Source organism: Foetidibacter luteolus (assembly GCF_009650435.1).
GTDB classification, from domain to species: Bacteria; Bacteroidota; Bacteroidia; order Chitinophagales; family Chitinophagaceae; genus Foetidibacter; species Foetidibacter luteolus.
Genome location: NZ_VVIP01000061.1, coordinates 19262 through 35201, shown reverse-complemented (window position 1 = coordinate 35201; position 15940 = coordinate 19262). Strand labels below are relative to the sequence as shown.

The window sequence follows — 15940 nt, the reverse complement described above, 5'->3', positions numbered from 1 at the left end:
GCAATTGCGTGTGTTTCTTCGAGATAGAATGCGCCGAAAAATAATATCGCCTATTGACATATCTGACTTTAAAATATTGGAAGAGGAAAGTGACGCTATTTATTTGAGCAGAAATGAAATTGCGAGGATATACCAGACCGACCTTTCAGCCAACCCTCACCTGGTTAAATATCGCGACCTCTTGATATTTGGATGTTTAACTGGTTTGCGTTTTTCAGACTTTTCCAGGATTCAATCGGAGGATATTCGTAAAGACATGTTGTATAAAAAACAGGAGAAATCGGATCACTGGGTGGTAATTCCGTTAAGGGAAGAAGCCCAAAAAATATTAGAGACTACATTCAACAATAACATCCCAGTATTCAGCAACCCTGACTTTAACCGGCATATTAAGGAAGTTGGAAAGATTGCAGGCATAAGCGAGGTTATCAAGTTTTCTTATAAGAAAGGGAACCGGGATATCGTTTTAACCAGGCCTAAATATGAGTGGATTACATCTCACACTTGCCGTCGTTCCTTCTGCACCAATGAGTTTTTAGCTGGAACACCGGTGGACTTAATTATGAAAATAAGTGGCCACAAAAGCTTGCGGGACTTTTACCGTTATATCCGTGTGACACCTGAAGAAGCGGGACAAAAAATCAAGGAACTATGGATGCAAAGGGGCGACTTGAAAATAATGGATTGGAATCGAGAAGATAGTCAAATAGCCAGGGAATGATTCATATTTATAGATTTTGGTACCCATTGAAAGAGATAGGCTGGAATAAGTCGATAAGTTGGCTTAGAAAACTTTTGTTGGAGAGAGGCTATGATATGGGAAGGAGATTAAAAAATCCTAAATCGCCAAAAATCATGGAATGAACAAACTTAAGTCGGGAAGACAGGTCGAGAACCTGGCCTTGAAACCCTTTCTGGATAATGGTTTCGTAAAATGGGCCTTTACAACTCAATGATTCACTCAATAGAGTTTTAGGTCAGAATTTTACCCTAATCTCTTGTCTATGATAAAACCAGTAACCGTCAGTTCCGTTCATATCTTTTCAGATAGTATCATGGCGATGGTGCCGATAAATTTTAAGAGCTATTGCAAAGGTAGAAAAATGATAGTAGATGATGAAATCTAAGAGTCAGGTATTGGTTAACCAATGCCCAAAACAGGAACTAAGAGCCTCTGTATATCACTAGTTATGAGACCTATGTGTCATTACAATTCATGCGTCATGCTCTCAAGCAGTTCCGGGATGTGTACAGTTTTGCCCGCTTCCTTTCGCTTATTTACTATTGTAAAGACAAATGTTCTAACTAAGTGTCAAAAAGTTCTCTCAGAAAAATTGCTTTATGTTAATAGGCTTTAATTACTTTTTTGCTTATTACAACTCCAGCATCTTCTATTCTGACGAAATAAACGCCACTCGGTTGCTCAGATAAATCAAAACTTATTCTGGTGCCATTCCCTTTGAATTGATTTACAACCCGACCATTTAGATCAGTGAGATAAATTTTTGCGTTTTGCAATGTCTTACTGAAGGTTAGGAAGAAAACCCCCGTCGTTGGATTAGGATAAAGGGCATCTACAACCTGAAAGCTTGAATTGTCTGAAGTCACTAACTCAGCCCCTTTCGAGGACAACAGGGTATCATTTTGATTGGTGGCCACTCGTGGCGTGCTATTGTTACAATAATATTCCTGTTTAATACGATTGCCCGCATTATCGTAAGTATACAATATGCCGCAGGTTTGTGGGGGAATGCTTTGAGCGCTAACTATCTGAAGCGTGCACAATACTGCCAATAATGTAAATAAACGTCTCATATATAAGATATTTAACTTTCTTATCACTGTAATCAATCTACCAGACCTACGCTATCATTTTTTGTCAAGGCATCAATTAAGCCTATAACTGATTGCTATGGAAAAAGCGCGATTCTTTACGGTACCAATTGCTTCTGACCCTTTTTGTATATTACTGAATCCATGTTGATATTTTGCAGAAAGACCTATCCCCAAAGGCAAATAATACTCCGCGCCAATCAAGCCTGCAAAATCTCCCGAATTGTAGTCATCTTTTGAATTTACCAATATTGATTTTGAACTATTGCTTACTTTATCTGTTGCGCGAACTAAAACCCCATATTGCCCTCCAATAAAAAATCCAAGGCCGGTACCTTGTAATTTGTATTTTATCAAAACAGGCAAGGTTATATAATTGAGCACTGACTTCACAGTGACGTTTCCAGAATCACCACTGCCCAGGTATTGACTGTAGTAACTGAATGGAATAGGATAAATTTTAGCACCAAGCTGTGAAAAGGAAGGTTCTGGTTGTAAGTAAAATCCATTGGCAATATGTATTTCCGCTGAAACACCAGCATTAAATCCTACGATTGCACTCTGGCTATAACTAAAGCCAGTATTATTGAGTTTGCTAACAATGTTAGCGATATTTATACCTGCATGAGCGCCAAATTTTATTTTGCCATTTTGCTGGCCAATGAGAGCAGTGAAAGCGAGCATTAGAACGCCAGTCGAAATAAATCTGTTCATATTCTGGATATTGATTTACCTAAATTATTACCTGCTTCCTGCCATTCAACAGTACCTATGCATAACCCCAAAAGGTATTTTCATATAATGGTTAGAAGTTCAGTTTCCCGCTAAACATGTCTAGCTTGCCATAATCTAATTTGGCTTCGGCTTCTCCTTTTCGCTGAATAGTGGTGTTACTTTCACTCTCGTTATTGGAGCTTGCCATTTTTGAAAAAGGATTACAATCCTTGCTGTTTATATTTTTCATACTGCGTCTCCAAAAGACAGCTTGATTCTTTCGGACTTCGGGATCAATCGTAGCGGAGGCGAAAAAAGAAGTATCCTTTTTCTCAATGGGGATAAGAAGCCCTTTATCTAACACATATATTTCATTTCGTATGCAAATTCCCCAGGCACTTTCAATCTTTTCAAAGGTGCTATCAGATAATTGCTTGTAAATTATAAAGCTAACGCTGTCCTTTTCGTCAACTTTTGCAATTACATAAGGAATGGATGGTTGGTTATTTTTAAACTCCTCAAAGTTAAGATACACACCGCTATAATATTGAGTGTCGGTAATAATAAGTGCACCTGACGGAGGCTGAATGCTATCTTGTGCGTTCAGTATATTGATAGTAAAGATTAATAATACAACGAGGATGAATCTAATTTTCATAATTCTTTCATTTTACTTGCATTGGCTAGTAAGTTGTAACCGAAAAATCATCAAATCTTAAATCTGTTTTTTGTGCCGAATTTTATTTTCTCAAAATGAAATTTTCAAATGAATCACCGAATTCTTCTTCAACTCCTTGCGCCAAGGAGAATCCTGCAGATGTTGTAAGTTCAAATCCCACAATATTGTCACTAATTTTTGTTATATCGTTATCAGAATAATCGGTTCCCCTTTCCAGAGTTATATGCAAATGTGCATTGTGTAAAAGAAAATCACCATGAAAGGTTTCGCAACCAATACCTATTAAATAAACGACTTCAGGCTTGCCATCCAACGACAATTTTATAGCTATCCTTTTTAAACTTCGGCTAAACATCCATATTTGAAGTTTAGCGCCACTGTACTTTTTAAGGATGAGATTGGCCTTTTCCAAATCTGTAATTATATTCATTGTGATTACTTTGTGAACGCACTGCCATTCCAAAAAACCTGAGAGCCATTTTGTGTGAAAATTGTTTTTTGTAGCAGATTTGGGTTGTTAATGATATGTTTAAATTCAAAGCTAGTTACGCCTGGTTGCGGAAAAGCAGGATTAAAATTTGATACATCAAATCTTATATTGCTTGCATTACTTGCAGCATCATAAAATGATTGTTTAAAATAAAAATCATCAATCGATGCCCTCCCCCAATCAACTCTTGTTAAACCAGCTTGTTGCCATCCTGCATTTTTATAAGTTATTGCATCGGTGAATCGATGCGCTATTAGATCTTCATCCAGTCCCAATCCAATTGTAACTCCTTTTTCAGAGCTATTTATAAAGGTAGCACTAGGAAGAGGAACTTTTGTTCGTATTGTCTCAGAGTAATACCCTCCGGCACTGGGTCCACCGGCATCTACGCCTGCAAAATTAGTAACTCTGTCTTCTAAAGCGTCCTGAAAAACCGGGCTTTCCACTATGACGCGTGCTCTTGACCAAGTTCCGTTGGGGTTTTTTTTCCACCCATCTTCCATCAATAATCTATCATTTCTGAATGAAAATCTGGAGGCCGGCTGGCCAGTAGCAGGATTTGTTCCCCTGATATCGCCATTCCAAAAGTTCCTGCCTCTAAGTGCGGAGATCGTTCCTCCTGTGACTCCCCCGGTAATTCCGCCAATAGCAACATCCTTTCCAAATTGATCTACACTGTAAGTATCTCCAAAATAAACCATATTTCCAATTCCTTGAATGGGGCTGGACACAACGGAACCGCCAACTCCCGCGGCAATGCCTCCAAGGAATCCACCCGCACCAACTGCCCCAGCCGCCGCCCCACCTGTAAAATATGCGGCAGTACCCGCGACTGCTCCTATACCGAAAGCCACCAACCCATCTTTGAGGTTACTGATTTGATCCCAATGCGTTGCCACATTCATAACCCCTCCAATAATTGCCGGAATCAAAAACCACCAGTTACCATCAGGATCTACATGGTTCAACGGATTATTGTTAGCATAACCATATCTGTTATAACCTTGCGTACTTAGAGGATCCGGAACATAATTGTCAGGACTTAACATTCTTCCGGTTATAGGATCGTACATCCGGCCATTCATATTAATCAGACCGAATGTATTTAAATGTTCATGCCCGGTGAACCCCCGATAAAGCCAGGCCGGGTTTGCAGTAACAGATCCATACTGCCAATTAGATGGATTGCGGTGTCGTCCCCAGGCATCAAAATTTTGCTCCGCAACTTTAGTACCAGCGATATCGGTGACTGTCAATATAGAGCCTAAGTGATCTGTATAGACAAAATAGAAATTGTTTACACCTCCTTGCCTAACAATGATGGCGCAAATACCATTCCCTCCCGCCACATAATGAATTTCTCTTGTCACTCCACCTGATATCTGCTTTTCATAGTTATTTAAAAAATATTTGGTATCAGTGACGGCTCCATTTTGTTTTTGAGTGGTTTTTATTCTTTGATAATTGGGGCTGTAAATGAAATCCAAATCATTTATCCCCTGGGAAATATTTCCCGTCTTCAAAAATGGGGTGTAACCCAAATTTTGCTCTACTGTAGAAATGTTTGAAGGCGGTGTTTGCTGACCGGCAGGGTTTGTTATATATGCTGTAGCATGTATCTTATCATTTCTATAAACGTAGCTACCAGCATCCGTTTTAGAAACAATATTTCCCATAGAAAAGCTAGCACTACCATCATAGCTGATTGATATTTGCTGTACGCCATTGACTGTAGTTGAAGTCAGCCGATTTAGATTGTCATAAGTGAAATTCTCAGTAACATTTTTGATAATATCCTTCCTTTGTGAGAGGTTGCCCCTGGAATAATCTATGGTAAAGTTTAAGTCTTGCAATCCTTGTGTATAAAATCTATTAGGACTGCCGTAATAATACGTATTCTGACCGCTTTTGCCATTGCCAAGCGAATACGATGTATATTGCCCATACCCATTCATTTGAGACCCTGTAAACAGTGTAGTTGGGGCAGAAACATTCCCTCCTTTCACATTCAAAAGGTATCCACTGGCATCATAATCATTTATAACTACTACCCCGGATGGATAAGTGGTTTGAATAAGATTACTATATTGATCATAGGAATAAGAGGTATTATATATTGAGCCATCTACAGATATTTTTTCATTCTGTAGCCTTCTAAGGTTATCGTAGGTATACTCCTGGACTACGCCATTAAACCCTGTAATCTTTTGAAGATTATCATTGCTATACGTTCCATTTGTAAAATATTCATAGTTGGTAACGCCTTCTGGTCCCTGACGTGAAAGTAGACGGCCATAATTGTCGTAGGCGTAATTATAGATATTTCCATTTGCATCAGTTTGTTTTTTTAGCTGCCCATAAGCATCATATTCTGTTGAAATTGTGCCTGCATTTTTTTCTGTGATAGAAGTTCTTTTTCCGTATTTGTCGTAAGCACTATTAATCAGGGTGACGCTACCTTGTTTTACCTGAGACTGATTACCCCAACTATCATAGGTAAAATCTAACTGACCTCCATTATCTATTATTGAAGCAATTTTACCAGTTGCATCAGTGACTTGACTTCTACTTTGACCAGCGGCATTTTTAATTTCAGTTTGCATCTTGCCGCCACTGAGCAAGGTATATATATAGTCTGTATAGGTAATCGTATTACTGGATTTTATGAGCCGGTTATAATTATCATAAGTATTTGTTGTAATTAATGGGGTTTCTGTTGAGTAATACTGATTTGATTGAGTTGAAATGTTTCCCCTTTGATCGTAAGTCGTTACTTGTGTTAGCCATTGGCTATTGAATCCTGTAGTTTGCATTTTGGTCTTTCGGCCTAAAATGTCAAACCAATTTTTAATAGTAGGTAATCCACTTTGGGTTGTCAAACTATAATATGTATTGCCATTTTGAAGCTCCCATCCCAAAGAATAATTAGCAGTATTGCCATCAGGGAACGTAACTTTAGTAATAGAGCCAAACTTATCGTATTCATAACCAACAGTCAACCCATCGATAGATGTGTGAGTAAGCTGCTTGCCCCAAACGGGATCGTAGGTAAAACTTTCAGAGCGTGGTGACGGCCCTCCAATCCATTCTTTCTTAATTGGATATCTTGCATAACTATCGAAGGTGTATTTTACAGTATGGGCATTTAGTCCTGGAGAAGAAATGACTGTTTGAGATATTCCCCCAAGCGAATTATATGTATAGGAAGTTGTTATAGCCTTCGGTTCACCGGCGAATGCAGTTTGGGACTCAACGATGCCTATTGAGTTATAGACAATCCTGGTTTTGGATGAGACCGCTGGTGAACCGGACCTCGAATTGGTCATGCTAATGGTCTCTGGCCTGGAAGGTACGGGTGAATTTTTGACCCCGTATCCTGTCATACTGGAAACCGTCTCAATTGGAGTAACGCTGTTTGAGGCGTAAGTTCCGATTTTGGTCTGGGTTGACGTAATATTTCCGAAGTTGTCAAAGGTGTTGTATGTTTCGCGGGCGGAGCCGGTCAGATAATTTATACTTGTTACTTTATTAATCTTTTGGAAATATCTTTTATCTGTATACCCCGTGCCTAAATTTTTGAATGAAGATGCAAATATTTCTTCGCTCAATAAAGTGGTGCCGACCTGCGAAGATTTCTTAATTAGATAAGGCACGGAGAACTGAACGTTTATCTCATTTTCAGTTGTTAAGCTTTCACCAGATATGTTGTCGCTGGAAACAATTTTCTTATATCCAAGATACCCTCTTCCTCCCCGATACAGCACAGCATCCTGATATGTAAAGCTATTTATCCTAGTTCCTCCAAGAGCGTCTGGTGTTTCTATTGAAGAAAGCAAATAAGAGGGTATCTGAATTACATTGTAAGGATTTCCATTAGGGCTTGTGCCATTTAAAACGTCAAATTGATACTGCGTTGAACGTTGGTATATCACATTAGGACCACTATCATCGGTCATCAATTTATAGTTAATTTTTGTAGTATGACCGAGCCCATTTGTTACCTGGGCTAGTAACCTGTCCTGTTTAAAAGGTTTAAAGCATACTATTTTGCCAGTATTACCGAGCAAACTCATGAAATCCGACCTGGAATCGGTATTGAAGTCCCCTTGCAATGTATTGTCCCCATTGATAGAAGTATTGGCGATGGAAAATGCTTCGGCAAGAAAAGCACTTCCAGTACTATAATAGACATCAAAGAGAGCCGTTCCGTTCTCATGGTCTAATGCAAGAAATATATCGCTTTTCCCATCACTATTAAAATCACCAATATTAAGAATATGTGCGTCTGAATAGCCAGGGCTATCACCAGTAAAGACTGGTTGGTGTAGAGTGAATGGACTTCCACTTACTACAAAGGACTTACCGGTACTAAATAAAATCTTCCAGGGAGTGGAAGATTGTGTAGCACTGTTCCTTACCAATAAATCCATTTTTCTGTCCCCGTTAAAATCTCCCACATATATTTTAGCTCCGCTGGAAAATTCAGAAGTTGTATGAATCAGCGTTGCCCCGTAGTTAAAGCCGGTGGAAGCAGAGACAGGATGAACGGACAGGATATAACTACTTGCTCCTTTTACAACGAGTATTTCTGTTTTCCCATCACCATCAAAGTCAAGCGTAACAATATCATCTGCCTCTGCAATAGTCGTTGCGTAAAAAGCAGACGACGGATCGCCTCCTACACCGAAACCGGCAATCTCTTCATTAACTACTCCAGTCTTAGGACAAGATAAAAATCCTTTAAATGAATTAGTTGCGTTAATACCAGTTATTAAGATATAATCCTGGTTTCCATCCCCATCAAAATCTCCCGGAATAAAATAGTTACCATTTGCATGGATATACTTGAAGTCCTGCACATACAAAGAGCTGTGAGGGATTTGTGTAAAATTTTGCGCCTGATATGTCCAACCGGAGCTTGATGTGTAGATTTTAGTATAGTGTATGGTAATGCGGTCAAAAGCCCGTACTGTTGCGCCCCCAAGCTGATCAAGATAAGTCTTTGCCATTGTGACATCATCTTTGCCATCGCCATCATAATCATTGGCCATAAAGTTGTAATGCTTGCGAGCACTCACCACCTCTGTGGTGCGCCCATTGGCATTATCTAAACTGCTCGTACTGTATATTACAGACACAGTTGGATTAGAACCAAATCCTGAAAAATCTTTCAATAAATAATACTGATTATGGTGTTTTATCCCCTGGTTATCATAATAAAAATAGGCTGCCAGAATATCCGATTTTCCATCGCCATCAAAATCACCAGATATGCAATCCCTGGAAGAAGGGAGAAAATTATAAGGAGGCAATATATTTATAGGGCTTACGACTTCAGACGTGCCATAAGTAAAAGTTGTTGGGTTTAAGTCAGTCGTACCGTCCGAGCCAATTTCCTTAACATCTTTTAGAAAAGATGCCCCATTAAAATTGTTGTAGGAAAACTGGTACTTTTTGAACAAGATATCATTGTCCGCCAGGATTTGAATTTCACTCAAAAGGTAGTTCGATGTAAGAGAGGAACCGCTTTCATATAAAGTAACATTATCTGATCTTGATACGTAATTAAAGGTTATAAAGTTATATGGCAATAACCCCGTGTTGGTATTGCCTGTATATTTTATTGTTTTAATCCTGCTGTCCCGGTTGGTATTGTCATACACAAAATCAATATAATTGCCATTAATATCTTTAATGCGATTTAATCGCCACATCATGATTTTTAGGCCATCATTCGTCATTATCCGGCTATCTGCAGTATTACCGAATTCTATGATACTGCCATCTTTTGCAACAACTTTAAACCAGGTGGGATTGGAAGAGCCGGCAGGCGAAGGAATAATTTGTGCAAAGGTTTCATTTTCCATCGCATAATACGGATTACCGCCATTGGCATTTGGGCTATTAACAATTTCAGCACTAAAAACAGCCGAAGTCTCACTGGTAAAGCCAGGCAAGAATTCAATGCTATTGGTTGCATAGTAGGCACCCAGACCAGTTTCTCTTACAGATACAGATAAATCAGTTTCAACTCCGTTTGTGCTGCTACTAACCTGATTAATCTTTACGCCATCCAGATAAAAATTATCGTCTGCTGTGAAGCTTACTGGTTGAACAATTCCGTTATGATATATATTTTTCCCTCCCCGCGTGATAGCAGATAACCCACTAACGGACCAGCCAACTCCTGCAACTCCATTGCCAGCTTGTGAATTATAGCTTATACTGATGTTGGGAACCAGACCATTTGTTCCAGGAGGAACCTGTATTGGAATGGTATATGTAGCATTTCCTGCACCTACTTCAACAGATCCCGCTGTTGCACCGACAGGCTTAGAAGTATTTTGTGCTACTAAATCTGTATTCAAAAGTGTCAGTAGGGATACTAATACGAAATGAAAAACCTGCTTCATATTGTTTACTTAGCTGTACAATAGATTAAGTTGCCTAATTATTTTTCGTTTTGAGTTCTTCAACTTCCTTTTTCAATTCAATCACATATAATGTCAATTCTTCTATTTTCCTCAATAGAGCCGCCTGGGTATTGGCAAGATCAACTCCCTGATTTTCTATATCTGCGGCTGAAGGCACATCAGGTAAATGTTTATTGGTGTTTATATATTGTTCTACGTATTGAAGGCTAGGCAGTTTGTAGGAGGGTTCAAAAACGTAATCAGGCCAGGTCGTATAACTTTTCACTACTACCTTCGTGAAAACTGCATCACCATTAACAGCGAACTTATAACCTTTGGTATCATTAGTGCCGATTCCAACATTTCCGTTTCCAAAGACCCTAAAAGCGCCTGAAAACGATGTAGTTGCATCCACAGGACCAAATGCCAGCGTACCGGAAGGAGCCACCCCTATATTTAGGCTACCATCCGAGTAGATTTCATTCCCATCCATAATCAGATTGCCGCCGTTACTAATTTTGATACCGGCAGCAGCAGGATTATACAAGTTGGCTAGTGAGCCCAAACCTCTTACTTCCAGCCTGGATTCCGGGGAAGATATTCCAATGCCGATCTTGCCATCATTTAAAATCGTCATTCTCCGGTATTGCTCCAATCCTTCATTGTCGACTTCATAATACCCACCAGTGGAAGGACCATTGAAAAAACCGATACCGCCGATATTCTCAAAACGTAAAAGGCTGAAATCCGATACACTGCTGCCGGTTAAACCAATTGCCCACTTTGAGGTACTGGTATTCCAGGAAACGCTATTGCTTATTATTCCACGTGTGTTGCCGCTTAATCCAGTATTAGTTGCCTGGACATATACGCGGCCACCAAATCTTAAATAGTTTGTGGTAGCGAGATTTGCATTCCCAGTGGTCGGAAAATCATTTTGTGAGAAAGCATTAATCCCTGTAGACAATATCGCAATAAAAGCGATAGCTATTTTTTTATTCATGTGTAGGTGTTTGAATAGTTGCTTAAATCGAAGGGAGAGATTGGATAAAGGCAATATAGAGGAGGACATTTTGACAATATTTATAACTAATGCAAACGTCCCTAAAAAATCGAAATACGGCTTTTTTTTCATAAGCGGGTTAAATGGTTTTTATTATCGAAAGGTTTAGACAGTGAATAATAAAGTTTTTGCTAACTGTTCAAGTAACTGCGTCGAAAATGGCAGTCAATGCAATCCATTTGCGTCCAAACTTTACCTTCATAGTCAAGCTATATAACAGACATGCCTCCTCAATACTTAATTGAGAACACCGGTCAAATTAAATGAAATGGTAAGCAAGTAAAGTCAGTACAATAGATTTCCGAGCGACGCTAAATCAAACTAAATAATCTTTACCTGTTAAGCTAATCTGGATGGTTTTTCAGGTCCAGGAAACGTACAGATTTTTGATTTAAGGCAACATAAAAGTCTGACAATCAAATTATAAATAACCTTAAATAATGCTTAAAAAACAATTAAGAGAATCATTTCCGCCAGATTGATGCAATGAGAATTATTTGCTGTGCTTGAATGTTCTTACCGGGACAATTCAGGATTTTGGAGTTTATATTATTACGGTAGTGAACGAGTCACATTCTCTAAAGGGGATGCGTCTTTGCCATCTCATTATAAAAAACTAAACCAAACATGAACTTCGTCTTACCCTTAGCTCTGTTTTCTTGTTTACTTCACACACAACAATCCACTGTTACCAGAGTGATCAGTTCTATTTATATTGTCATAATCCTCAATTTCCTTATTAATTAGTATTATTTTTTTACTTTCTATATCACTCATGATTCTATCTCAAAAATTGATAAGCGAGCTTAAGCGCAACAACCGATTAAAAGCGCTAATTGCCATTGCAAATGAATGTACTGTGTATACAATTGACCGGTGGATCAGAACAGGGAACGTTAAACTCCTTATGGCCGCGGTCACACTGCACGTTGAACTTATTAAAAAGGAAACAGGTTTCAGTATCGCTGATATATATGTGGAATCAGAAACGGAAGATGTCAGCACTCAGAAAAAGTCAAATAAACGAAAATATTAACTAGGTGATTTGCCGCAAATTTACCAAAAGTGACTGAATTTGACAATATCTTATGCCCTTGCTTAGTTGACTAATTCAACTTCTGCATAACATTTTCAGCAAACTTACTACGAAAGCAGGTGTCTAATTTTCCTCCAGCAATATTTTTTTAAAGAGGAGGTAGGAGAGAGACTTTTGATCCGTGGGTTTGACGATATCAAAATGGTCGACGCCAATGATTGTCTTGCAACGTGAATTGCCCCAATACATGGCCACACTATCCGGGCTAACAACCTGGTCCTTTCCTCCGATCACGTACCACCCTTTATAATGATCGTGTGCGCCCAACTGCATCCATTTTTCGTTCAGTTCCTGCAGGAATTCAGCCTTCCTGCATAGCTGTCGCACTTGCCGGTTCCTTATTGTGAGATACTTGGCCGCGTTGGCAAGGCCCGAACCATTATTGGGCGTCGCGTACATAATGATCTTTTCCATTTTAGGAAATCCCTCGCTCATTTCCACACCATGTTTCTGAAGTAGATAATGCTCTAGCAGCATCTTTCTTCCCACCAGTCCGCCAAGACTATGACATACTAGAGAGATCTCGCCATAGGGTGAGAACCGTGTTTCGATTTCTGTTCTTAACCCAGCAGCCAACTGGGCGATCGGTGGATTGGTAGCTTTAAAAAAATTTAGTTCCCATCGCATGGTCGTGGGAAATGTATAGGTATCAAAGTCATACGCTTCTTTCAATTCGCTATCGCTCTCATACAACGCCTTGAAGGCTGACCAGGTTTCCTCACTACCATTCAATCCATGAATGCAGAGGATCAACTTTTTTTTATTACCCATAACCTTTGAATTGTAGGTATTGATCACCAATTCACGGACTACTCCATCGCAAAGCCCAATATACATATCGCCGCTTTTTGCAAGAATTCCTTTTGTATGCCATCTTTTTACCTGCTCACCATTATCGCTCTCTATCATCCTTTTGGTTCTAAAGGAATACAAGTACGTCAAACCGGCGTTGTTGAGATTGACCAGTTCATTTCTCAAAGAATCCATTACTCGCCCCGTAGCTATATATTCACCCAACTCTCTGGCAATAAGATCAAAATTGATTGACTTCCAATTCGTCACTAAGTGATCGATCGCTTCAGCAACAATACCCTGATGTCCTCCGGAAAGGTTCATCACAATACTGGTCAATTCCTCAGCAAGCTGTTTATTATGAAAGAACTCTTCCAACTCTTCATTGATAAGTGAAGAGTCTGCTATTTGCCTGACGTATATCTTCTTAAAAAAGAACCATGAAGCAGAATACTCGTTGGTAAGTCTGCGTTGGAGCTCGTAGTAATACAGAGAGTAGTCATCAGTTAATAAGACAGTTAAATATTCCCGATTCCCGTTGGGATACTTCAATATGATTTCATGTAATATCTCAACCAAGGTACTGACCACCTTATAGCTCCGGAAAGTATTGGCAATAAGCACCAGGAAAGGTGTTTTCTGTATCAATGATTCTAATGCATTAACAAATTCTACCTTGTTAGTTGTCGTCAATTGTTCGTCGACTTGAAATAAATTTAGAATTTCCTGATAGTTGATCGGCTCAGTATCTCTCAAATTGCTTATGCATACCATGCGTTTTCGCGTAGACAATTCCTGGGAATTACGAACGTACTGTTGAAAAGTTTGCTTTCCACAAAACTCCGACGCAAAAAGAAACACTGATTCTCCACGAAAGAGGGAGTCGATTGCCTGCTGCCAACAGTGATCGAAAAGTTTAGCTTCCCTCATGCTGATATGTTATTTTGATATCCTTTATAACATTGGGGATTTCAAGTTCATAGTCAAGCATCATCTCTTGTATATTATTACATGAGATCAAGTAGTAGTACACTATCGGTGTCGCGACCCTAAAAATCAGCGCATTCGACTCATCCTGACAGAATAGGCCTTTCAATCCCAATCGATAAAGAAAATAATTGCGCTCTTCCAGCGTTGACAGGATATCAAACGCCAGAAGTGTATTTTTCAGTGATCCCTGGGTCATTTCTACCGCCGACAGTTCCCGGGCGGCTTCCCTTGCTTCGCTGCAACACTTCAGAAATAGGTATTTTTCTAAAAGGGAATGATTGGTGGTAAAAATATCCTGACATGCCTGACTGAAATAACGTATATCTTGTCCCAGAGCATTTTCAATGTGCGTCATTATGTTTTTATCACTGGAAAGAAATATCTTGCTAAAAATATAATCACCCAAATGTTGGAGAACTACGGGATGAAACCCAAACTTTGATTGTATATGTAAAAGCAACTGATCTTTGTCTTCGATCTCATACCAGATACTCAAAGGATCAATAATTAATTCTTCTACATCCACCTTGGAAAAAAGACCGACTTCGATCCTGGATCCGAAATTATTAAGCGGACTTGAGGCATCATTATAAGTCTGTAGAAAGACCTCCTGAAATGCTGAAGCTAAAACTCTGACTTTTCCTGTATGTGACAAATCCCTCAGTACACCAAAAAATAACCAAGGATTTCTATGATCCCTCTGCATTACGTTGCCAAGTTCATCTAATATAATTACAATTTGTTTTTTCTCATCCTTTGTCAAACGGTTAATCACACTGGACAGGAGATTCGTGCCGAGCTGCTGGGACTCTCTTTGTGCTTGATATGCATCGCGAGGAGACAACTCACGAATAAACGCTTCTACAATTTCTCCATAGGATCTTAAACTTTGAACTCCGACATAATGCGCACTATAACCTGCCGCCGACAATTGTCTGAAAGCTTCAAACAAAATAGAGGTTTTACCAATCCTTCTGGACCCCAGTATCAAGCAATTCGAACTCGATTGCAGAATGTGGTTGAGCACATAACGGCGGCCAAAAAAACGCCATCCACCAGCAGGCATATTGGGACTGTAGGGGTTCAAAAGGTGGGATGTGTTTTTACGCTGTAATTTCTTCCTTGCTACCGTAATTAAAGGGACATCTCTTACATGACTTTTCTCTCTAAATTCGTCTGGCAATTGTGTACGATCCATAAAAAAAATATCCCCGCGGGTGTCGTCCAACACCTGTTCAAGATTTTGGCTCAATGCATCAGTGATAAATACTAATGGAAGTTTTTCCTGCTTCTTACACGTGTCAATTATTCTTTTCCCTTCGACAATAATTTCTGCATAATTTAAAGGATCTAGAGCCACTCTATGCAGAGACAGGATCGCAAAAAACCATTTTTCAGGGAGCCCCTTAAAATACTCAGGCAACTTAACCTCATATAGTTTGAAATGATTAGATTCTATAGAAGTTTCAGCTACCAGATTATCAAAGCTTACGTCCGCAAGAGAAGCCCGAATTAATTGCAGGTCATCTATCATTCCTCTGAAATTAATCTATTTTTGTGAAAGATATGCTCTAATAACTTTTCATCGTTACTGAAGAATTTGAATGTATAATGTTAATAAATTCTGCCTAAATAATTCAAAAAACTATTCTACTACTTTCGATAATTAATTCAATCTCTCAAAAAGAAAACTCCTCAACTGGCCCGCCTTCGGAACTAACATGATAGAATTTCCCTGTAAGTACTCCCCTTTAAATCTGTTATTATGAACCTTTTTGGATTTTATTCTATTTAGGTTCGAACCTGCCCAAGTATTTCTGAAACAATAAGTTACAATTAAGGTAAGATGCAGTAGATTTTTCTTAAAATT

Annotated in this window: 9 protein-coding genes; 1 reads left to right on the top strand and 8 read right to left on the bottom strand. The window is 39.1% G+C overall.

The features are described 5' to 3' along the window. On the top strand, positions 1–721 hold a 721-nt coding region (locus F0364_RS20550; protein WP_153799695.1), incomplete at its 5' end, for a site-specific integrase. Positions 722–1344: 623 nt separating this feature from the next. Here the strand turns inward: F0364_RS20550 and F0364_RS20545 are convergent. From F0364_RS20545 to F0364_RS20510, 8 genes are all read right to left on the bottom strand, one after another. Then, positions 1345–1815 carry a T9SS type A sorting domain-containing protein gene (locus tag F0364_RS20545; protein WP_153799694.1) on the bottom strand — a complete coding sequence of 157 codons (471 nt, stop codon included), beginning with the start codon at positions 1813–1815 and terminating at the stop codon, positions 1345–1347. A gap of 72 nt (positions 1816–1887) precedes the next feature. After that, positions 1888–2547 (bottom strand): porin family protein, encoded by a 660-nt coding sequence (locus F0364_RS20540; RefSeq protein WP_153799693.1) that lies wholly within the window; start codon positions 2545–2547, stop codon positions 1888–1890. Positions 2548–2638: 91 nt separating this feature from the next. Next, positions 2639–3205 carry a hypothetical protein gene (locus tag F0364_RS20535; protein WP_153799692.1) on the bottom strand — a complete coding sequence of 189 codons (567 nt, stop codon included), beginning with the start codon at positions 3203–3205 and terminating at the stop codon, positions 2639–2641. Between the two features lie 82 nt (positions 3206–3287). Next, positions 3288–3656, bottom strand: a complete 369-nt coding sequence (locus tag F0364_RS20530; RefSeq protein WP_153799691.1) for a hypothetical protein — start codon at positions 3654–3656, stop codon at positions 3288–3290. Between the two features lie 5 nt (positions 3657–3661). Beyond that, positions 3662–10129 (bottom strand): SpvB/TcaC N-terminal domain-containing protein, encoded by a 6468-nt coding sequence (locus tag F0364_RS20525; protein WP_153799690.1) that lies wholly within the window; start codon positions 10127–10129, stop codon positions 3662–3664. Between the two features lie 34 nt (positions 10130–10163). Further along, positions 10164–11132 (bottom strand): hypothetical protein, encoded by a 969-nt coding sequence (locus tag F0364_RS20520; RefSeq protein WP_153799689.1) that lies wholly within the window; start codon positions 11130–11132, stop codon positions 10164–10166. 1219 nt (positions 11133–12351) lie between these two features. After that, entirely contained in the window at positions 12352–14010 is a 1659-nt protein-coding gene (locus F0364_RS20515; RefSeq protein ID WP_153799688.1) for an esterase/lipase family protein, read from the bottom strand. After that, the gene (locus F0364_RS20510; RefSeq protein WP_153799687.1) at positions 13997–15604 is read right to left on the bottom strand and encodes an ATP-binding protein; all 1608 of its coding nucleotides are present in this window, start codon (positions 15602–15604) and stop codon (positions 13997–13999) included. The genes F0364_RS20515 and F0364_RS20510 overlap by 14 nt, the downstream gene beginning before the upstream one ends. Positions 15605–15940: the final 336 nt, after the last annotated feature.